General features: G+C 62.1%; 15 protein-coding genes. 12 read left to right on the top strand and 3 right to left on the bottom strand.

The genetic code is table 11. The annotated features are described in order from the left end of the window. The first annotated feature begins 20 nt into the window (after positions 1 to 20). Genes KCG87_RS02875 through KCG87_RS02850 form a run of 6 tightly spaced genes read left to right on the top strand, consistent with a single transcriptional unit; the run spans position 21 to position 8,208 of the window. On the top strand, positions 21 to 1,580 hold the full coding sequence (locus KCG87_RS02875) for a glycosyltransferase (RefSeq protein WP_246881613.1): 1,560 nt from the start codon (positions 21 to 23) through the stop codon (positions 1,578 to 1,580). Continuing rightward, on the top strand, positions 1,574 to 2,878 hold the full coding sequence (locus tag KCG87_RS02870) for a glycosyltransferase (RefSeq protein WP_210556254.1): 1,305 nt from the start codon (positions 1,574 to 1,576) through the stop codon (positions 2,876 to 2,878). Before KCG87_RS02875 ends, KCG87_RS02870 begins: the two co-directional genes overlap by 7 nt. Next, positions 2,875 to 4,029: an acyltransferase gene (locus KCG87_RS02865; protein ID WP_135296888.1), complete on the top strand. Its 1,155-nt coding sequence runs from the start codon at positions 2,875 to 2,877 to the stop codon at positions 4,027 to 4,029. The genes KCG87_RS02870 and KCG87_RS02865 overlap by 4 nt, the downstream gene beginning before the upstream one ends. Next, a complete protein-coding gene (locus KCG87_RS02860) occupies positions 4,023 to 4,841 on the top strand; it encodes a class I SAM-dependent methyltransferase (RefSeq protein WP_027610312.1) in 819 nt (272 codons plus the stop codon). Before KCG87_RS02865 ends, KCG87_RS02860 begins: the two co-directional genes overlap by 7 nt. Before the next feature lie 48 nt (positions 4,842 to 4,889). Beyond that, complete coding sequence (locus KCG87_RS02855; RefSeq protein ID WP_135296887.1) at positions 4,890 to 6,083, top strand: DUF3142 domain-containing protein; 1,194 nt, start codon at positions 4,890 to 4,892, stop codon at positions 6,081 to 6,083. After that, positions 6,070 to 8,208: a hypothetical protein gene (locus KCG87_RS02850; protein ID WP_210556255.1), complete on the top strand. Its 2,139-nt coding sequence runs from the start codon at positions 6,070 to 6,072 to the stop codon at positions 8,206 to 8,208. The genes KCG87_RS02855 and KCG87_RS02850 overlap by 14 nt, the downstream gene beginning before the upstream one ends. Here the strand turns inward: KCG87_RS02850 and KCG87_RS02845 are convergent. Beyond that, positions 8,205 to 8,834, bottom strand: a complete 630-nt coding sequence (locus tag KCG87_RS02845) for a LysE family translocator (RefSeq protein ID WP_134785051.1) — start codon at positions 8,832 to 8,834, stop codon at positions 8,205 to 8,207. The two genes, KCG87_RS02850 and KCG87_RS02845, sit on opposite strands and share 4 nt — an antisense overlap. A gap of 144 nt (positions 8,835 to 8,978) precedes the next feature. On the opposite strand from KCG87_RS02845, the gene KCG87_RS02840 reads away from it, so the two are divergent. Continuing rightward, entirely contained in the window at positions 8,979 to 9,452 is a 474-nt protein-coding gene (locus KCG87_RS02840) for an Lrp/AsnC family transcriptional regulator (protein WP_210556256.1), read from the top strand. A gap of 157 nt (positions 9,453 to 9,609) precedes the next feature. Here KCG87_RS02840 and lpdA read toward each other — a convergent pair whose 3' ends face one another. Then, the gene (gene lpdA / locus KCG87_RS02835) at positions 9,610 to 11,010 is read right to left on the bottom strand and encodes a dihydrolipoyl dehydrogenase (RefSeq protein ID WP_135296885.1); all 1,401 of its coding nucleotides are present in this window, start codon (positions 11,008 to 11,010) and stop codon (positions 9,610 to 9,612) included. Between the two features lie 210 nt (positions 11,011 to 11,220). Here lpdA and KCG87_RS02830 point away from each other — a divergent pair, with 210 nt between their 5' ends. The 5 genes from KCG87_RS02830 to cfaB all read left to right on the top strand — a co-directional run bounded on the left by KCG87_RS02830 (position 11,221) and on the right by cfaB (position 18,583). Then, positions 11,221 to 13,185 (top strand): protease modulator HflK, encoded by a 1,965-nt coding sequence (locus KCG87_RS02830; protein ID WP_210556583.1) that lies wholly within the window; start codon positions 11,221 to 11,223, stop codon positions 13,183 to 13,185. After that, positions 13,182 to 14,222, top strand: coding sequence for a protease modulator HflC (locus KCG87_RS02825; protein ID WP_210556257.1), 1,041 nt, complete (start codon positions 13,182 to 13,184; stop codon positions 14,220 to 14,222). The genes KCG87_RS02830 and KCG87_RS02825 overlap by 4 nt, the downstream gene beginning before the upstream one ends. Next, positions 14,219 to 15,280 (top strand): protease modulator HflK, encoded by a 1,062-nt coding sequence (locus KCG87_RS02820; protein WP_134785048.1) that lies wholly within the window; start codon positions 14,219 to 14,221, stop codon positions 15,278 to 15,280. Before KCG87_RS02825 ends, KCG87_RS02820 begins: the two co-directional genes overlap by 4 nt. Further along, positions 15,277 to 17,184, top strand: a complete 1,908-nt coding sequence (locus KCG87_RS02815) for a heavy metal translocating P-type ATPase (RefSeq protein WP_210556258.1) — start codon at positions 15,277 to 15,279, stop codon at positions 17,182 to 17,184. Before KCG87_RS02820 ends, KCG87_RS02815 begins: the two co-directional genes overlap by 4 nt. 211 nt (positions 17,185 to 17,395) lie before the next feature. Continuing rightward, on the top strand, positions 17,396 to 18,583 hold the full coding sequence (gene cfaB / locus KCG87_RS02810) for a C17 cyclopropane fatty acid synthase CfaB (protein WP_098966378.1): 1,188 nt from the start codon (positions 17,396 to 17,398) through the stop codon (positions 18,581 to 18,583). A gap of 38 nt (positions 18,584 to 18,621) precedes the next feature. Here cfaB and cls read toward each other — a convergent pair whose 3' ends face one another. Next, positions 18,622 to 20,061 (bottom strand): cardiolipin synthase, encoded by a 1,440-nt coding sequence (gene cls, locus KCG87_RS02805; protein WP_098966376.1) that lies wholly within the window; start codon positions 20,059 to 20,061, stop codon positions 18,622 to 18,624. Between the last annotated feature and the right edge of the window lie 104 nt (positions 20,062 to 20,165).

The raw sequence follows: 20,165 nt of genomic DNA, 5'->3' as shown, positions 1-20,165 counted from the left end.
CGGCTTCATCGTGGGATGCCATGAACTTCATTCTTTACTCGGACGTCAACGACCGTTCCATCAGCCAGAGTCTCGGGCGTCCCGAATACAGTTACTACTTCGTGCTCAAGGCTTATCGCCCAGTGCTGGAAAGCCTTGGGCGGGTGCGTGTGGTGTCCGCCATCACCGAGGTTGATCCGCTCTTTCGCCAATTGCGCGAGGCGGGCGAAGACAGCCTGTTTCTCTCCTTCACCCCGCCGCAAAATACGCCGACCGATCTCGAGTGTCCGACCCTGTGTGTGGTTGCCTGGGAGTTCGATTCGATCCCGGACGAGATCTGGGACAACGATCCGCGCCACGACTGGACGCAGATGCTGGCCCGACAAGGGCGGGTGATTACTCTGTCCAGCCATACTGCCCGGGCGATTCGCCGGGCGCTGGGCGAGGACTTTCCGGTACTGGTGTTGCCGACACCGTTGTGGGAGAACTTTGCGGCGATTCGTCAGCAGCAAGTTCCGGCGCCGGTCAATCCAGGCACGCCGCTGGCGATCAAGGGCTGCATTTTCGACAGCCGTACGCTGGCGCTCTCAGCCGATGACCTGCTGCCCAAACCACTGACCGCCGAGCAACTGGCCGCGATCGAGGCACAGCGACCTCCTCCGCTGACCTTCAAACGGCGCCTGGTCATCGCCCGGCACTACCTGCGCCAGTGGCGCCTGGATGCAGGCCGCGAACAGCTACAGCCGCGGGTGAAGTTTCTGCATCACTGGTATTGGGAGGGACTGCGTGATCTTTTCTCACGCAGGGCGCATGCCTGGCTGGAGCGACAGCTGCCGAGTATCGCCGGTCCACAGGCGGTGGCAGTGGCCGAACCGCCGCCGCTGGATCTGCCGGACACCACGTCGGTGGTCGACACCACGGTCGACGGTGTGGTCTACGTCACCGTGTTCAACCCCAAAGATGGCCGCAAGAACTGGCATCAACTGATCACCGCGTTTTGCTGGGCGTTTCGGGAAACGGCCGATGCGACGCTGGTATTGAAAATCACCCAGAACGACCTGGCGTCTTACTACAGCGAATTAATGACGCTGTTGGCGCAGCTCTCACCCTTTGCCTGCAGGGTGGTGGTGTTGCACGGTTATCTGGATGACGCCCAGTACACCCGGCTTTACGCTGCTGCCAGTTACTACGTCAACGCCTCGCGCTGTGAGGGCCTGTGTCTGCCGTTGATGGAGTTCATGTCCAGTGGCAAACCGGTAATCGCCCCGGATCACACGGCCATGGAAGACTACATCGACGACAGCGTCGCCTTCGTGATCAAGTCCAGCGAAGAACCCGCCATCTGGCCGCAGGACTCGCGGCTGATTTACCGCACCCTGCGCCACCGCCCGGATTGGGCTTCGCTGAAACAAGCCTACGAGGACAGCTACCGCATGGCCAAAGACCAGCCGGAGCGGTACCGGCAGATGTCGGCGGCAGCGGTCGAGCGCATGCATGACTACTGCGCTTTTGCCCCCGTGCAAACGCGCATGGCGGAATTTTTCGGGCTTGCACCGCATCCCGCCAATGCTGTGTCAGTGACGGAAAACGCCTCATGCTGATCATCATTCATTCGGAAACCAACCAGCACACCATTGCCCAGAATCTGGGGCGCTCGGAGTACAGCTATTACTTCGTGCTCAAGGAATATCGCCCGGTACTCGAGCGTCTCGGACGCGTGGTGGAAGTGGCCGATCCGCTGACCGAAGTCGACGCGCTTTACGAGGAATGCCGCGCCAGTGGCGAGCCGTGCGTCTTCCTGTCGTTCTCGCCGCCCCATCGCACGCCGGTACACCTGATGTGTCCGACTTTGCCGGTGTTTGCGTGGGAGTTCAGCACCATCCCCAATGAGCCGTTTGCCGGTGAGCCGCGCAACGACTGGCGCACGGTGCTGCAGGCTTGCGGAGCGGCGATCACCCATTCCAGCTACACCGTTAACGCGGTGCGCGAGGCAATGGACAGCGATTACCCGATCGTCGCGGTGCCTGCGCCGGTATGGGATCGCTTTGCCGCCCGCGGTGCGCCGTTGCAGGGCCAGCCACCGAATGGACCGGTACGGTTGAAGATCAAGGGATTGGTGGCCGACAGTCGCAAACTTGACTTGAACGCATTCGCCCCCCGGCCTTTGCGCACGGGCAAGGGACTCGATTTCCATGCGCCGGTCAGGGAGCAGGAGTTGCTGCTCGACGGCGTGGTCTACACCTCAGTGTTCAATCCCGGCGATGGGCGCAAGAACTGGGAGGACATGCTCAGTGCATTCTGCGTGACGTTCCGCGAGGTCGAGGACGCAACGCTCGTGCTGAAACTGACGCACCACGATGCCGAAGAAGCGCTGAGCGACATCCTCCACCACCTGTACAAGAATCAGTCCTACCGCTGCCGGATCGTGCTGATCTACGGCTACCTCGCGGACGCCGATTATGAGCGCCTGGTGCAGGCGACCCGCTATGTGGTCAACACGTCCTACGGCGAGGGCCAGTGCCTGCCGTTGATGGAATTCATGTCCTGCGGCAAACCGGCGGTGGCGCCGCGTACGACGGCAATGATCGATTACCTGAGTGCCGACAATGCCTTTCTGATCGACTCCACCGACGAGCTCACGGCCTGGCCGCATGACCCGCGCAAGGCCTTCCGCACCCTGCGTTATGTGACTAACTGGACGTCTTTGTGCACGGCCTATCGCGCCAGCTATGCGGTCGCCAAAGACGATCCGCAACGTTATGCACAGATGGCCGCTCAGGCGGTGAGCAGCCTGCAGGATTTCTGCAGTCAGGCAGTGGCCGAGCAGCGGTTGCAGGTGTTTCTGGGGCAGTTGTTCGAACGCCGGGTTGCCGCAGACCCCGAGATGCGCGGGGCATGAACAGCAAACGGATCATGGACATCGAGGTACTGCGCGCGATCGCGGTGCTCGGTGTGCTGTTTCATCACCTGCAGGGCAGCCTGTTCACCGACACCGTGCCGCTGCTGCAAACAGTCCACCATTGGGCGCAGTCCTGGTGGGGCGTTGACCTGTTTTTTGCGATCTCCGGATTTGTCATCGCCCGCAGCCTGATCCCCGCTCTGCAAGGCTGCACGAGCCGTCGGCAGTGCTGGGAGCAGACACGCAATTTCTGGCTGCGCCGGGCCTTTCGTTTATTGCCCTCGGCCTGGCTGTGGCTGGCGCTGATGTTGCTGGCCTGTGTCTTGCTCAATCGCTCAGGTGCGTTCGGCACGCTGCACGCCAACCTGCAGGCAACGCTGGCCGGGGTGTTGCAGTACGCCAATTTCCGTTTTGCCGACAGTTTCTTTCAGTACGAATACGGCAGCAGTTTCGTCTACTGGAGCCTGGCACTGGAGGAGCAGTTCTACTTGCTGTTCCCGCTGCTGATTGTCGTGTGTCGCCGACATCTGGTCTGGGTATTGCTGGCGCTGGTCGCAGTACAACTGTTCACGTTGCGCACCCCCTTGCTGATGGTGGTGCGCACCGATGCCCTGGCCCTCGGCGTATTACTGGCGATGTGGAGCGCGCAGCCGGGGTATTCCCGTTGGGAACCGAGGTTCCTGCGGCGGCCGTGGGCCGGCGTGTCGGTACTGATTGTGCTGGCGTTGCTGCTGAGTTACATGGCCACCGACCGCTTCACGTTCGCCTCTTACCGCATCGGCTCGATCGCCATGCTCAGCGCGCTGCTGGTGTGGATTGCCTCGTACAACCGCGATTACCTGCTGCCGCGCGGAAGGTTGCAACGGCTGATGGCGTGGATCGGCAGCCGTTCCTACGGCATCTACCTGATCCATATTCCGGCCTATCTGCTGATCCGTGAATTGATCTTCCGCTTGCAGGGCGCGGGCCTGCCCAGTCCGGCCGGGCACCCGATTCTCACGGTGCTGATCGCCGGCGGGCTGATTGCGCTGCTCAGCGAATTGAATTACCGATTCATCGAAATGCCGATGCGCAATCGCGGCGCCGCGCTGGTGCGCCGCCTCGGTACGTCGCGAACCGCCGTCCCATCCTCTGGAGCTACCTCATGCTGAGCCTTTTGAAGAAACTCACGGCAACGTCTCCCGCACCGGTTGCTGTGCCATCTGCCGCCGACAAGGTTGATCCGTACATGCTCGGCCTGTACGACGCAAAGCTCAGTGGCTGGTTCAATCAAGAGACCGACGAGCTGTTCACAGGCTTTCGGGTGAGCGCCGATGACACGTTGCTCGATGTCGGCTGTGGCGACGGCGGTAATGTGCATTTCTGCGGCATGCGCGGGGCGAAGATCATCATTGCCGACATCGACGCGGCCAAAGTCGAGGCCACCCGCCAGCGTCTGAGCGATACCCCGGCACGCAGCGTCGAATGCCACGTGACCGACTGCAACCCGCTGCCGATTGCCGATGCCACCGCCACCCGCGTGGTCTCCACCGAAGTCATCGAGCATGTCGACGATCCGGCGCAATTTCTCGCCGAACTGGTACGGGTCGGCAAGCCGGGAGCGCTGTACCTGCTGAGCGTGCCGCATCCCAGCTCGGAAGATTTGCAGAAAGACATTGCCTCGCCGGATTATTTCCAGAAACCCAACCACATTCGCATCATCAGTGAAGAGCAGTTCAAGGCGATGGTCAGTGACGCCGGGCTGGAGATCATCAGCCACAGTCAGTACGGCTTTTACTGGTCGATGTGGATGCTGTTGTTCTGGGAAGCCAAGGTCGAATTCAGTAACCCCGATCACCCGTTGCTCGAGCATTGGGCCAATACCTGGCAAGCGGTGCTCGATTCGCCCCGTGGTGCACAGATCAAGCAGGCGCTGGACGCGGTGGTGGCGAAGAGTCAGGTGATCATTGCCCGCAAGCCTTGAGTGCTTTTGTGTAACCTTGCAGCCTGATGTCTCAGGGATCTGCAAGGTATGCGCGTTATCGTCGGGTTGTCGGCCATGCTGGCGGTGTTGTTGCTCTGTGCTTGTGAACGACAGGACGCAGCGCCACTCGATCAGCAACTCTACGTCTGGCAACGGCAATGGACGTCCGCCCATGAGCTCGCGCTGAAAGACAGCCGTAGCGACTTTTCGACCTTGCGCGTGCTGGCCTTGCAGGCATTCCCCAGTGACGGCTGGCATCGGGCGCGGATCGATGCGCCGTTGCTCAAGCACGATGGCCGGCCTCTGATCGCGGTGATTCGTCTCGACGGTCAGCTCAAAAGTCTGGATCAGTCGCAGGTCACGGCGCAGATTCTTCAGGTTGTCGCCGACTGGCAGGCGCAGGGGCTGACCCTGAGTGGCGTCGAGATCGATCATGACGCGGGTAATGCGCGTCTGCCGGAATACACCGAGTTCCTGACACATCTGCATTCCGTGTTGCCCGCATCGTTGCCGCTGAGCATCACCGCGCTGCCGGCGTGGCTCGGCAGTTCACAGCTGCCGGCGTTGTTGGCCACAGTCGACAGCAGCGTGCTGCAGGTGCACGCCGTCAGCGATCCGCGACGCGGCTTGTTCGACCCCGAGCAGGCTCGGCGCTGGGCCAGCGCCTGGGGCAAAATCAGCAGCAAACCGTTCTATCTGGCGTTGCCGGCCTATGGCGTGGCGCTGCTGCCGGATGCCGACGGTGCCCCGGTGGTGGAAAGCGAAGTACCGATCGAACGTGAAGGGCAACGCCGGGAACTGCTCGCCGATCCGTTGCAACTGAGCCGACTTGCAAAAGCGCTGCGCGAGGACCCGCCGGAACATCTGGCCGGGCTGATCTGGTTTCGCCTGCCGCTGGCCAATGATCGTCGGGCCTGGAGCCTGACCACGTTGCGCTCCGTGGCCCGCGGCGATGCGTTGAGCAGCCAACTCGGTCTGGCGTTCAGCGACCACGATGGCCTGCAGGACATCGCCCTGCGCAATGTCGGAAACCTCGACAGTGCCTGGCCCGCACGGATCATCGTCAAGGCCAGCGCTTGCGAAGGCGCCGATGCGCTCGCCGGTTACTCGTTGCAACAGAGCGCGGATCTGCTTACCTTCACCCGCCTGCGCGACGGTCGTTTGCCGGCGGGTGGACAACGCGCCATCGGTTGGGCGCGCTGTGCATTTATTGATCAAGGAGGTTCGCATGTTGACCCGTAACTGGCCCCGCCATCTGCTCTGCCTGAGCCTCAGCCTGCCGCTGGGTTCGGCGCTGGCCTGCGGCCCGGACTTCCCGATGCGCCTGCTCGACAATCGCGGGCAAAGCCTGGCCGATTTGCCGGAGGGCAACTTCAACTTCGAGATCAGCCGCCTCGGCAAGACCATTGCCGGGCTGAAGAACGTCACCGCTGCGACGCACAATCCCGACGACATGTACGGCGACGCAAGCGAGCCTGCGGCGCTGCGCGAAAAAGCCGAGCAGGTCGGTCTGAGCGCCGAACAACAGGCGCTGGTCAAGCAACTGCGTGGCCTGAGCGATGCGCGTCAGGTCGAGGCGCAGGGCGCCAGTCTGCCGGCGGAAATCCGTTTGTACGTGGCCGGCGCGGTGGCGTTTGCCACTGGCGATCATCCGCTGGCGATCGAATACTTCAACAAAGTGCTGGCACTGCCGGCCGATCAGCGCCCGCTGCGCAGCACTTGGGCGGCGTATTCCCTGGGCCGTGCCTGGTTTGCCACGAGTGCCGAGGCGGGCGATGTCATCGAAGTGCTGGAGGACGCACGTGGGGCCTTCCGTCAGGCTCGACAACTGAGCATCGATGGCTTCAGTGATCCGCTGGAGCTGGGGGTTGCCAGCCTCGGTGAAGAGGCGCGGGTGCTGCGCAACGCTGGTGACTGGAACGGCGCCATCGAACTGTATGAAGCGCAGAACCTGCACGGTTCGGCCGTGGGTTACACCTCGCTGAAACAACTGATGAATGAGCTGGCCGAACTGCCCGAGCCGCAACTGGCCAAGTTGCTGGAGCGCAAAGCCGTGCAGCAACTGGTTACCGCTTCGTTGATCAGCCGCATGGGTTGGTCATTCGACGAACAACCGCCGAACGAGAAGAAACTGATCAAGCTGCTGCAGGACAGCACCCGTGGCAGCCTGGAAAACGCCGATCGACTGGCGGCGATGAATTATCAACAGGGTGATTACGCCAGCGCCAAGGCCTTCCTTGAAAACGCCGGTGACGGCGGACTGGCGTGGTGGCTGCGGGCCAAACTGGCGGTGCGTGACGGCGATAAAAATGCCGCAGCTGCCGCCTATGCCAAAGCCGCGCAGGCGTTCCCGCAGAGCGAAGATTGGGGCTACCGGCGCACCCCTGACTGGGACTTCGAAACCGTCCAGCCGAAATGCCGGGTCGAGGGCGAAAGTGCGATTCTGGCGCTGCAACGTGGCGAATACCTGCAAGCGTTCGTGCAGTTGTATCGCAGCAACAGCATCTACTGGTTCGACGCGGCGACGGTGGCCGAGCGCGTGCTGACGGTCGATGAGCTCAAGCGCTATGTCGATGACAACGTACCGGCGCCGCCGGCATTGACCCAGCAGCAGCGCGACAACTACGTGCCGCTGCCGGTCGCCGCCAGCCTGCGCAATCTGCTGGGACGGCGCTTGCTGCGTGAAGGGCATTACGAGGAAGCGGTCGGCTATTTCGACAATCCCGATCTGCAGCACAAGGCCCGTCTGTACGGCGAGCAACGGATGAAGGCTGACGCTGCGTGGTGGCCGACCAAACGCGCCAGCGCCTTGTACAACGCGGCGTGGACCGCGCGTGAATGGGGCATGGACATTCTCGGTTACGAGATGGCGCCGGACTACGCCACGTTTGGCGGCAACTACAGCCTGGAAAACACCGAGCTGAAAGTCGGGCCGCTGGTGGCCGAGGCTGAAGTCCAGCGCCAGAAGGCCAGTGAAGCGCAGCCGGATGAGCGTTATCACTACCGTTTTGTCGCCACCGCGCTGGCCAGCCGGGCCGCGGATAATTTGCCGCACACCAGTCAGGCGTTTGCGGCGGTGTTGTGTAACGCTGCGGGTTTCAACAGCAGCCTGGAAGAGCAGAGCGCGCTGTATCGGCGTTATGTCAATGAAGGCGCGTACGTGCCGTGGGCGGTGGACTTCGGTAATCAGTGCCCCTATCCGGATTTCGAAAACGCCGACAAGCGTTACGTCACCCAGGTGACCGATGCCGCGCGCATGGCTCTGCGGCCTTACAAATGGCCGGTACAGATCGGCGCGATCGTACTGGCGGTCGGCGTTGCATTGGCGCTGATCAGCCGGCGCCAACGCAAGGTCCGCAAACCCTAGGCCTGCTGGATAAACGTCAGGCGTACGGCGAAGCCGATCAGCAGGCTGCCGAACAGCCATTGCTGAACGCGTTGGGCGGTTGGACTGTGTTGCAGCCAACGGCCCAGCGCCGCGCCGGTCAGGGCATAGGCACTGTCGAACAGCAGCCCGATGCCCACCAGCAACCCGCCGAGGGTGGCAAACTGGGTCAGCACTGCTGCGCCGTCATTGACGATGAATTGTGGCAACAGCACCGAGCAGAACAGCAAGGCCTTGGGGTTGAGCAGATTGGTCAGCAGGCCACGACGAATCGCCTCGCGCCATTGTCCTTGGGTGGCAGTCACGGCAGCCGTATTCAGGTTCGGCAGCAGGCTGCTGCGCAAGCATTGAATGCCGATCCACAGCAGGTACGCCGCACCGGCCAGGCGCACCAGATCAAACGTCCACGGCGCCGCCTTGAACAGCGCCGCCAGACCCAATGCCGCCAATGCCACGTGACAGCCCCGGGCGATCGCCAGGCCAACGGCGGTTGCCAGCGCCGCACCGCGACCCTGGCGGGCACCGGTTTGCAGCAACAGAATCATGTCCGGGCCGGGCAACAGGAAGACCACCGCCAATGCCAGAAAAAACAGCCAGAAACTCGTCATGTCGCAGCCCTTTCGTTATCGATTCGGTGAGCAAAGTCTATGGCGCAAGGGCGGGGCAGGTGCTTGCGAAGTCAGCTTCAAAAACCCTTGGGATTGGCATAACCTGCTTTCTTTTTGCGCCTTGACCCGCAGGATCTGCCAAACATGAAACTTGACGCTTTTGATCGCAAGATTCTCGCTGCCTTGCAGCGCAACGGACGGCTGAGCAATGTCGAGCTGGCGGACGAGATCGGCCTGTCGGCGTCACCTTGCTTGCGCCGGGTGCGGATTTTGGAGGAGGCCGGGGTGATTCGTGGCTACCAGGCCAACCTCGATCGCGATGAAGTGGGACTGGGGCTGACGGTGTTTGTCGGGGTCAAGGTCGAGCGCCACAACGATGAGCAGGCCGAAGCCTTTTACGCGGCAGTCACCGCCCTGCCGGAGGTGATCTCGGCGTTTCTGGTGTCGGGCGAATCGGACTTTCTGTTGCAGGTGGTGGTGCCGGACCTGCGCGCATACGACCGCTTTCTCAGCGGCTGCCTGCTGAAGCTGCCGGGGGTGAGTGACATTCGCAGCAACTTTGCGATTCACACGGTGAAGACGCCGGGGGCGTTGCCGTTGGGGCATCTTCCGCTGTAGAGCGGGTTGCTCCCACATTCGACCGCAATCCTCCAGCAGGAACACGGTCAACTGTGGGAGCTGGCTTGCCAGCGATAGCGGTGTGTCAGCGACCGCAACGGTTAAAGGACTGACGCCATCGCTGGCAAGCCAGCTCCCACAGGGTTTGGGTGACCACCTACATCTGCGTCGCCATCCCCTCGACATTCATCGCCGCCTGACGCAGCGCCTCGGAGCGGGTCGGGTGCGGATGGCAAGTCAGCGCGATATCTTCGGCAGACGCACTGAACTCCATGGCCACGCAGTATTCACCGATCATTTCACTGACGCTCGGTCCGACCAGGTGCACGCCGAGGATCTCGTCCGTGCGTTCGTCGGCGAGGACTTTGGCGAAGCCTTCGGTCTCATGGTTGATCTTGGCCCGGCTGTTGGCGGTGAACGGGAATTTACCGACTTTATAGGTGCGCCCTTCAGCCTTGAGCTGCTCCTCGGTCTTGCCGACGCTGGCCAGCTCGGGCCGGGTGTAGATGACGTTGGGAATCAAGTCGTAATTGACCTCGCCGGCCTTGCCGACGATCTGTTCCACGCAGGCCATCGCTTCGTCTTCGGCCTTATGCGCAAGCATCGGGCCTGATGTCACGTCACCGATCACCCATACGCCGGTTGCCTCGGTACGGTGCTGGCGGTTGGCGAGCATGCCGCGCTTGTCGGTGCTCAGGCCGACGTTCTCCAGGCCCAGGCCTTTGGTGTACGGGCGCCGGCCGATCGCGACCAGCACGTAGTCGGCTTCCAGTAACTCGGCGCTGCCACCGGCGGCGGGTTCGACGCTGAGCTGCACACCGTTGACCGAGGGGGTGGCGCTGGTGACCTTCGAGCTCAATTTGAAGCTGATGCCTTGCTTGCTCAGCGCACGCTGCAGGGTTTTGCCGGCCTCGCCATCAACACCCGGGCAGATGCGGTCGAGGTATTCGACCACGGTCACCTGGGCGCCGAGACGCCGCCAGACCGAGCCCAGTTCCAGGCCGATCACCCCCGCGCCGATCACCACCAGATGCTTGGGCACTTCACCCAGCGACAGCGCGCCGGTGGAGTCGAGGATGCGTTGATTGTCGATCTCGACGCCGGGCAGGGGCGTGGGTTCGGAGCCGGTGGCGATGATGATGTCCTTGGCGCTCAGCTCGGTTTTGTTGCCTTGATCGTCGGTCACCGTGACTTTGCCCGGGCCGTCGATGTGACCCCAGCCTTTGATCCAGTCGACCTTGTTTTTGCGAAACAGAAACTCGATGCCTTTGGTCAGGCCGCTCACGCTTTCGTCTTTCTGTTTCATCATTTGCGCGAGGTTGAGCGTGGGTTTGACCTCGATGCCGAGGTTGGCGAATTCCGCACCCATGGCCGCGTCGTAAAGCTCCGAAGCATGCAGCAAGGCCTTCGACGGCATGCAACCGACGTTCAGGCAGGTGCCGCCGAGGGTGGCGCGGCCTTCCACGCAGGCTGCCTTCAGGCCCAGCTGGCCGGCGCGGATCGCCGCGTTATAACCACCGGGGCCGCCGCCCAGAATGACCACGTCGTAGTTGCTCATGCTGTTGCTCCTCGTTGGGGATGCGGATCGCTAAAAGTAGTCGGTCGATAAAATTACGAACGTAATATGTGCGTTTCCGGACATTTCGGTCAAGGCTTCAGGCAAGCGACAGGTTGCGCATCTTTAGATAAGCGAATTTGTGTACGAATATTTCACGCTTTTCGTTATATCGTAACGATAAGACCGGTGAATCAATGGCTTTGGGGTGATATGCAAGTCGATCTGGATGTCGATGGCACGCAAGTGACCGGGTTGCCGCGCTTTCAACAAGCGTCCACGCAGGGGCGACGTTTGCGTCGTCTGGCCATCGGTCTCGGCGGATTGGCCGGGGCAGGGTGGCTGCTGGCGCTGTTTGTCGAACTGTTTGCCGCGCAATCGATATGGCCGGCCTTGTTGGTGAATTTGGGCGCGGCTTTGCTGGTGTTAGTCGCCGGCTTGCAGTCGGCGTGGTGGGTGACGCAATGGCGTGCAGGGGTGATTGACCCGCCGGTATCGGTGGCGCTGACCGAGGAGCTGGAGCCAGTAGCGCCGGATGGCTGGTACGAACGGCTGCTGGAGCGGTTGAGTCAGTGCGGCCTGCACCTGCTCGGTCAGATTGGCGCGGCCACGTTGTGGCTGGGCGGCTGGTCAGTACTGGTGGTGCTCGCCGTCGGGCAGGTGTGGAATCTGGCATTGCCTGCCGCTGCGGTCGGGTTGTCGGCCACGGTGGGCGCGGCGCTGATGTTGCTGTTGGGTTTCGGCTTGCTGGTGCTGGAGCGGCAACTGGCTCAGGAGAGTCCAGCGCAATGGCCGGAAGCCGGGTCCCTCGCGCAACTGGTGCGGGTGGCGATCATCAGCCTGGTGCTGGGCGCGTTGTGCCTGCTGTTCGCCAGCGAGGCGTCGGTGTGGCCAGTACGGCTTGCGGTGTTGATCGGGATCTTGCCGGGATTCGTCGCGATCGAGTTGCTATTGCGCGCAGTCCTGTCGATATTCAGTCCTCGTCGTGAACAGCTCGAACCGACCCTGCTGGCACGCAGTTTTGTCGCTGACATGCTGCGCTGGCCGCCGCAGCCGCTTCTGGCCTTGCAGCACGAATTGCACAATCGTTTCGGCATCGATCTGCGCCAGATCTGGGCGTTCAGTTACATGCGCCGCGCCTTTCTGCCGGTGCTGGCGCTGGTCGCTGCGGTCGGCTGGTTACTGACCGGTATCCACGAAATCCCGCTGCAAGGGCGCGGTATCTACGAGCGCTTCGGCAAGCCGGTGCAAGTGTTTGGCCCCGGATTGCACGCCGGTCTGCCGTGGCCATTGGGCCGTGTATTGAGCGTCGAGAATGGCGTGGTGCACGAGTTGGCAACCAGCGTCGGCGATGCTCCTGCCCCGACCCAGGCTGATCCTGCCGAAGGCCCGGCGCCGATGGCCGCCAACCGCTTGTGGGATGCCAGCCACGTCAATGACAAATCCCAGGTGATCGCCAGCAGCCGTGGCGATCAGCAGAGCTTTCAGATCGTCAACATGGACGTGCGCTTCGTTTATCGCATTGGTCTGCGTGATCAGGATGCCTTGGCCGCCACTTACAACAACGCTGATGTGCCGACGCTGATCCGCAGCACCGCGAGCCGGATTCTGGTGCACGATTTTGCCTCGCGCACCCTCGACGGTCTACTCGGTGCTGACCGGGTAGGGCTGGGCGAAGAAATCGGCCGCGCAGTGCAAGGTGATCTACAGAAACTCGACAGCGGTGTGGAGATTCTCGCCACCGTGGTCGAAGCAATTCATCCACCCGCCGGCGCCGCCAATGCTTATCACGGCGTGCAAGCCGCGCAGATCGGCGCGCAGGCGTTGATCTCCCGTGAGCGCGGTGCTGCGGCAGAAGCCAGTAATCAGGCGCAGTTGCAAGCCAGTCTCGCTCGCGATCAGGCCAGTGCCAGCGCCCGTGAAATCAATGCGGCGGCGCAGGCGGCAGACCTGAAGTTCAGCGCTGAGCAGAAAGCCTATGCCAGCGCTGGCCAGGCATTCGTGCTCGAGCAATATCTGAGTCAGCTCAGCCTCGGCTTGAGCAAGGCCAAACTATTGGTACTCGACCACCGTTTAGGCGGCAGCAGCAATGCGCCGACCATCGATCTGCGTACGTTTACGCTGCCGGCTGATCCCACGCCTGCGCGCACCACCGCTCAACCAGGAGTTGCCCCTTGAGCCAGTCGCACACTCACGATTCCCATGACCACAGCGGCCACGATCATGGCCACGCCGGGCATCACCATCATCATGGGCATCATCACCACGGTGTGCCGGAAGAGGCGGGGCCATTCCCGTGGCGGCGCATGGGCTGGGCGTTGTTGCTGGTGGGGTTTGCCATCGCGGCGGCAAGCCTGGTCCAGGTGCGCTCGGGCGAGGCCACCGTCATCACTCGTTTCGGTAATCCGTCGCGGGTACTGCTTGAGCCGGGTTTGAGCTGGCGTTGGCCGGCGCCGTTCGAAGCGGCGATCCCGGTGGATCTGCGCCTGCGTACCACCTCGAGTGGTTTGCAGGATGTCGGCACCCGCGATGGCTTGCGCATCATCGTTCAGGCTTACGTGGCGTGGCAGGTGCAGGGCGCCCCGGACAATGTGCAGCGTTTCATGCGCGCGGTGCAGAACCAGCCGGACGAAGCGGCGCGGCAGATTCGCACCTTTGTCGGCTCGGCGCTGGAGACCACCGCCAGCAGTTTCGACCTGGCGGATCTGGTGAACACCGATGCCAGCAAAGTGCGTATTGCCGATTTCGAAGCGCAACTGCGTCAGCAGATCGACCAGCAACTGCTCGCCACCTACGGTGTGCGTGTGGTGCAGGTGGGCATCGAACGCCTGACCTTGCCTTCGGTCACGCTCACCGCCACAGTCGATCGGATGCGCGCCGAGCGTGAAACAATTGCCACCGAACGCACCGCCATCGGCAAGCGAGAAGCCGCGCAAATTCGTTCCGCCGCCGAGCGCGATGCGCGAATTGTCCAGGCCGATGCCACGGTTAAGGCCGCAGAAATCGAAGCACAGTCGCGGGTCGAAGCCGCGCAAATCTACGGCCGTGCCTACGCTGGCTCGCCGCAGTTGTACAACCTGCTGCGTTCGCTGGACACCCTGGGCACTATCGTGACGCCGGACACCAAGCTGATCCTCCGTACCGACGCCGCGCCATTCCGCGTGCTGGTGGACGGCCCGCCGAATGTTGAAAATAAATTCGGATCGCAGCCATGAGTGATGAAGTTCCACGTGGAACACATTCGTTGAGCAGTCCGTGGATTCAGGCCGGACGTCTGGCGTTTTTCGCCTTATATGCGGTGACGGTATTGGCTGCGTTGGCGTGGGCGTTTTCCAATGTGCGGCAGATTGATCCGCAAAATCGCGCGGTGGTCTTGCACTTTGGCGCACTGCAACGCGTCCAGAATGCCGGGCTGTTGCTGGCCTGGCCGCAGCCGTTCGAGCAGGTGGTTTTGCTGCCGGCGGCGGATCGGGTCATCGAGCGCCGAGTGGAAAACCTGCTGCGCAGCAGTGAGGCGATCAAGGCTGATCGTGTAGCAACCTTCGCCACGCCACTGAGCGATGCACTGGCCGGTTCCGGCTATCTGCTAACCGGCGACGCCGGCGTGGTGCAACTGGATGTGCGGGTGTTTTACAAAGTCAGCGATCCCTATGACTTCGTGCTGCAGGGTGATCATGTGCTGCCAGCACTGGATCGGCTGGTCACCCGCAGCGCTGTGGCCCTGACCGCTGCACGGGATCTGGATACGATTCTGGTCGCTCGACCGGAAATGATCGGTGCCGACAATCAAGCGGCTGAACGTCGTGAGCGTCTGCGCGGTGATCTGGTGCAAGGCATCAACAAGCGTCTGGCTGAATTGAAGGCGAGCGGGCAGGGCATCGGCATCGAAGTGGCGCGGGTCGACGTTCAGTCGAGTCTGCCGGATCCGGCGGTCAGTGCTTTTAATGCGGTACTGACCGCCAGTCAGCAGGCCGACAAAGCCGTCGCCAATGCACGCACCGAGGCGGAAAAACTCACCCAAACCGCCAACGAACAAGCCGACCGTACTCTGCAAGTGGCCCATGCTCAGGCCGGCGAACGGCTGGCAAAAGCCTCTGCCGACACTGCCACGGTAATGAGCCTGGCCAAGGCGCAACAACAGGGCACCGACCCGCAGATGCTCCTGCGGCTATACCGCGAACGCATGCCGAAGATCCTCGGCCAGGCCGGGTCAGTGACCACGGTCGATCCGAAAGATGATTCCCGCCTGATCATTCAGGGAGCCAGTAAATGACTGCGACCACCGCTGCACCGAGCCTGTTGTCCTCGGCCGAACAGCGCCGCGCTGCACGGCAATTGACACTGGCGATGCTCGCCCTTGGCTTGCTCGGCCTCGGTCTGATCTGGCGTTGGCTGGTGCCGGAGCAAACCGGTGTCAGTCAGTTGCTGCTGGGTTTCGCCTCCTTATTAGTGGCGGTGCCGGTGATGCGCTCGGCGTGGTACAGCCTGCGTTATCCAAGCCTGCACGGCATCACCGATCAACTGATTGCCCTGGCGATGCTCGGTGCGTGGGCGACTGGCGATCTGCTGACCGCCGCGTTGCTGCCGATCATCATGATCTTCGGCCACGTGCTGGAAGAGCGCAGCGTGATCGGCTCGCAGGAAGCGATTCACGCTCTCGGCCAATTGACCCGCAGCCACGCACGCAAGATTCAGGCAGATGGCTCGATCATCGAAGTCGATAACGGCACGCTGGAACCCGGTGACACTGTAGAGGTACGCGCGGGCGATCGGGTGCCGGCGGATGGCCGGGTGTTGTTGGGCCAGGCCAGCCTCGACACGGCGTCAATTACCGGCGAGTCGGTGCCAGTGGAAACGGCAGTGGGCATGACGGTGTTCGGCGGCGCGATCAACCTCGACGGTTTGCTGCGCATTGAAGTGACCCGCACCGGTGATCAATCGACGCTGGGCAAAGTCATCGCGCTGATGCAGAACGCCGAGCGTTCGAAGCCGCCGATCACCCGTCTGCTTGAACGCTATGCCGGCAGCTACATGGTGCTGGTGTTGCTGTTGGCGGCGGTGACCTGGTTTGTCACCCATGACGCGCAAGCGATGCTCGCGGTGCTGGTAGCCGCATGTCCTTGCGCCTTGGTGCTGTCGGCACCGGCCACGGCAATTGCCGGAGTGGCGGTGGCGGCGCGCCACGGTATTCTGATCCGCAGCTCGGCGTTCCTTGAGGAGTTGGCAGACCTCACATCACTGGTGGTCGACAAGACCGGCACCCTGACTTACGGCACCTTGCGTCTGCAATCGATCAACAGCCCGCGTCTGCAACAGTCCGCGGTCATGGCGTTGGCGGCCAGTCTTGGCGCGGCCAGCAGTCATCCGGTCAGCCGGGCACTGGCGGGGCTGGTCATTCAGGAGCAGAGCCTGCCGCTGACGGACATTCACGAGCGTCAGGGCCTCGGGGTCGTGGCCATGACCGCGCAGGGCGAGGCGGCGCTGGGGCGTCCCGAACTGTTCGCGCAACTGGGTATCGTCACTACCATCGTTCCCGAGCACGACGGGCCGATTGCCGGATTGGCACTGAACGGCGAATTTGTCGCCTGGCTGTTGCTGGCCGACAGCGTCAAACCGGAAGCGCGCTTTGCCCTAGCTGAATTGCGCGAACTGGGGCTGGGTCGCCAGTTGCTGCTGACCGGCGACCGCCAGAGTGTCGCCCAGACACTGGCCCGCGAAGTCGGCCTGCAAGAGGTGGAAGCCCAAGCGCTGCCCGAGGACAAACTCAATCGCGTGCTCAAGGAAATCGACAACGGTTTCCGGCCGATGGTGGTGGGTGACGGCATCAATGATTCGCTGGCGCTCAAGGCCGGTGTAGTCGGAGTGGCGATGGGCGCCGGCGGTGCCGACATCGCGCTGGCCTCGGCGGATATCGTGTTGATCGGCAGCGACCTACGCCGCCTCGGCACCTGTGTGCGGCTCAGTCGCCAGTGCCGGCGGACCTTGCAGGTCAATGTGATCATCGGTCTGGGCTGGACCCTGGCGATCGTGGTGTTCGCGGCATTCGGCTGGCTCGGCGCGGCGGGGGCAATGATTGCCGCGCTGCTGCACAACCTCAGTACGCTGCTGGTGTTGGGCAATGCCGGACGGCTGCTGCGGTTTCAGGAGCCATTGCTCAAGCTCAAGGATGATCACTGAAGTGAATTTCAGCGAACTGTGCGCCGAATAGGCAGTCATCTATGGAGAGGGCGCACACTTCACGCCGTTACCTGGGCTAAAGCAGTAGTGGGTGCATGACGGCATGCAGGAGCGCCTGGAACGATAGTCTCGGCTAATTAAATCGATAGCCTGCTATTTTTCAAGGATGGTCTACCCTCAGATCTGACGTCTGAAACAAGGGGGATCTTCCATGCTCGCGCAACTTCCACCGGCCTTACAGAATCTGCAGCTTCCGCTTCGCTTGCGACTCTGGGATGGCCATGAGTTCAACCTGGGGCCGACGCCCAGCGTCACCATTGTGGTCAAGGACCCGACGATGGTCACCCAGTTCACCCATCCGAGTCTCGACGCGCTGGGGGCGGCGTTTGTCGAAGGCAGGCTGGAACTGGAGGGCTCGATCAGCGAGGTCATCCGGGTCTGCGACGAATTGAGCAGCGCCTTGCTCGATGAAGGCGAAAGCGCGCAGCCAGTGCGTGCGGTGCACGACAAGGAAACCGACGCCAAAGCCATTTCCTATCACTATGACCTGTCCAACGCGTTCTATCAGCTGTGGCTGGACAGCGACATGGCGTATTCCTGCGCGTATTTCGAAACCGGCAGTGAAACTCTGGAACAGGCACAGCAGGCCAAGTTCCGCCATCTGTGTCGCAAGCTGCGTTTGCAGCCGGGCGATTACCTGCTGGATGTCGGTTGCGGCTGGGGTGGTCTGGCGCGTTACGCGGCACGTGAATTCGGCGCCAAAGTGTTCGGCATCACCTTGAGCAAGGAACAGCTGGAACTGGCCCGGGAGCGGGTCAAGGCCGAGGGCCTGGAAGATCAGGTTGAGCTGCAATTGCTCGACTACCGCGATCTGCCGCAGGACGGGCGTTTCGACAAGGTAGTCAGCGTCGGCATGTTCGAACACGTCGGCCACGCCAACCTCGCCGAGTACTGCAAGGTCCTGTTCGGCGCGGTGAAGGAGGGCGGTCTGGTGATGAACCACGGCATCACCGCCAAACACACCGATGGCCGTCCGGTAGGACGCGGCGCTGGCGACTTCATCGAGAAATACGTGTTCCCCAACGGTGAGCTGCCGCACTTGGCGATGATCTCGGCCGAGATCAGCGAAGCCGGGCTGGAGATTGTCGACGTCGAAAGCCTGCGTCTGCATTACGCGCGCACGCTGGATCACTGGAGCGAGCGGCTGGAGGACAACCTCGAAGCGGCCGGGAAACTGGTGCCGGATCAGGCATTGCGCATCTGGCGGCTGTATCTGGCCGGGTGTGCCTATGCGTTCGCGCGTGGCTGGATCAACCTGCACCAGATCCTGGCGGTGAAGGCGCATCCGGATGGCAGCCATGAACTGCCCTGGACCCGCGACGACATTTATCACCCCTGAGGCCTGACGACCGTTCGCTCGTTCGAGCGAGCGGTCAGTCAAAGAATCGGTGAAATAAGCCGGGCGATCCGCATGCCGAGCTGTTGCAGGCGGTGGATCTCCCGGCTTTCTTCTTTGGCGACTTCATAAGCCTGCTCGAAGTCTTCGTTGAGCATCTGTTCCACGTGGGCGGCGAATTCGCTGTCGACGGTCAGCAGCATCACTTCGAAATTCAGCCGGAACGAACGGTTGTCCAGATTGGCGCTGCCGATGGCGCTGATTTCGCTGTCGATCAACACCACTTTCTGATGCAGGAACCCCGGCTCGTAGCGGAATACCCGCACGCCGGCGCGTACTGCTTCGAACGCGTAGAGGCTGGACGCGGCGTAGACGATGCGGTGATCCGGACGCGATGGCAGCAGCAGGCGCACGTCGACGCCGCGCAGCACCGCCAGGCGCAACGCGGCGAATACTGCCTCATCGGGAATGAAATACGGGCTGGTGATCCACACTCGTTCCGTCGCCGCGTGGATGGCTTCGACGAAGAACAGTGAACAGGTTTCGTAGGCATCCGCCGGGCCGCTCGCCAGCAATTGGCAGAGCACGCCATCTTCCGGGTAGACATCCGGCAGGATCAGCGGTGGCAACGTCCGTGCTGCCCAGAACCAGTCCTCGGCAAACGACTCCTGCATGCAGGCCACCACCGGCCCGCGCACCTGAACATGGGTATCGCGCCACGGCGCCAGGGGCGGTTTCTCGCCCATGTATTCATCGCCGACGTTATGCCCGCCGACGAAGCCGAGTACGCCATCGACCACGACGATTTTGCGGTGGTTGCGGAAATTCACCTGGAAGCGATTGAGCCAGCCGCTGCGTGTGGCGAAGGCTTTGACCTCGACACCGCCATCGCGCAGCGCCTGCACATAACTGTGGGGCAGGGCGTGGCTGCCGATGCGGTCGTAGAGCAGATGAATTGCCACACCTTCCGCGGCCTTCTTCAGTAACAGGTCGCGCAGGCGCTGCCCGAGGCGGTCGTCATGGATGATGAAAAACTGCACCAGTACGGCTTCGCGCGCTTGATCGATAGCCTGGAAAATCGCCTCAAAGGTCGCGTGGCCATTCACCAGCAGTTGCACCTGGTTGTTCGCCAGGCACGGCATGCGTCCCAGTTTGGGCATGGCGCGCAGCGAGGCGTAGGCCTTCGAGGCGCGGGCGGTGAGGGCTTCTTCGACCCATGGGCGCCAGTTCAACTCGGAGATCGCCTGACGCATCTGTTCGTTGGCCTGACGCCGCGCCTTGATATAGCCGTCGAAGGTGCTGCGGCCGAAAACCAGATAAGGGATGAGGGTCAGGTAGGGAATGAAAATAAGCGACAATGCCCAGGCGATCGAGCCTTGGGCGGTGCGTACGGTCAGCACCGCATGGATGGCGGCGATCAAGCCGAGGCTATGTATCAGGGCGATCAGATAACCGAAAATGTGCGGTCCAAAATAATCCATGGGGCAGCCTTGCTCCTGAAGACTCAATGCGTAACAGACCATGTTCCGAGGCGAATGTCGCTATTTAATTGGTGCATGAACCGAAGCAATCGGCCGACGTCTAA

It is taken from the genome of Pseudomonas sp. MWU347, assembly GCF_017947305.1.
Taxonomy (GTDB): domain Bacteria; phylum Pseudomonadota; class Gammaproteobacteria; order Pseudomonadales; family Pseudomonadaceae; genus Aquipseudomonas; species Aquipseudomonas putida_A.
Note: the sequence above shows the minus strand (reverse complement) of the source record. Positions and strands in the feature narration are given on the sequence as shown.

Coding starts and splice junctions, on each gene's coding strand:
- KCG87_RS02875 (WP_246881613.1), top strand. CDS start 21: ATGAACTTCATTCTTTACTCGGACGTCAACGACCGTTCCATCAGCCAG.
- KCG87_RS02870 (WP_210556254.1), top strand. CDS start 1,574: ATGCTGATCATCATTCATTCGGAAACCAACCAGCACACCATTGCCCAG.
- KCG87_RS02865 (WP_135296888.1), top strand. CDS start 2,875: ATGAACAGCAAACGGATCATGGACATCGAGGTACTGCGCGCGATCGCG.
- KCG87_RS02860 (WP_027610312.1), top strand. CDS start 4,023: ATGCTGAGCCTTTTGAAGAAACTCACGGCAACGTCTCCCGCACCGGTT.
- KCG87_RS02855 (WP_135296887.1), top strand. CDS start 4,890: ATGCGCGTTATCGTCGGGTTGTCGGCCATGCTGGCGGTGTTGTTGCTC.
- KCG87_RS02850 (WP_210556255.1), top strand. CDS start 6,070: ATGTTGACCCGTAACTGGCCCCGCCATCTGCTCTGCCTGAGCCTCAGC.
- KCG87_RS02845 (WP_134785051.1), bottom strand. CDS start 8,834: ATGACGAGTTTCTGGCTGTTTTTTCTGGCATTGGCGGTGGTCTTCCTG.
- KCG87_RS02840 (WP_210556256.1), top strand. CDS start 8,979: ATGAAACTTGACGCTTTTGATCGCAAGATTCTCGCTGCCTTGCAGCGC.
- lpdA (WP_135296885.1), bottom strand. CDS start 11,010: ATGAGCAACTACGACGTGGTCATTCTGGGCGGCGGCCCCGGTGGTTAT.
- KCG87_RS02830 (WP_210556583.1), top strand. CDS start 11,221: ATGCAAGTCGATCTGGATGTCGATGGCACGCAAGTGACCGGGTTGCCG.
- KCG87_RS02820 (WP_134785048.1), top strand. CDS start 14,219: ATGAGTGATGAAGTTCCACGTGGAACACATTCGTTGAGCAGTCCGTGG.
- KCG87_RS02815 (WP_210556258.1), top strand. CDS start 15,277: ATGACTGCGACCACCGCTGCACCGAGCCTGTTGTCCTCGGCCGAACAG.
- cfaB (WP_098966378.1), top strand. CDS start 17,396: ATGCTCGCGCAACTTCCACCGGCCTTACAGAATCTGCAGCTTCCGCTT.
- cls (WP_098966376.1), bottom strand. CDS start 20,061: ATGGATTATTTTGGACCGCACATTTTCGGTTATCTGATCGCCCTGATA.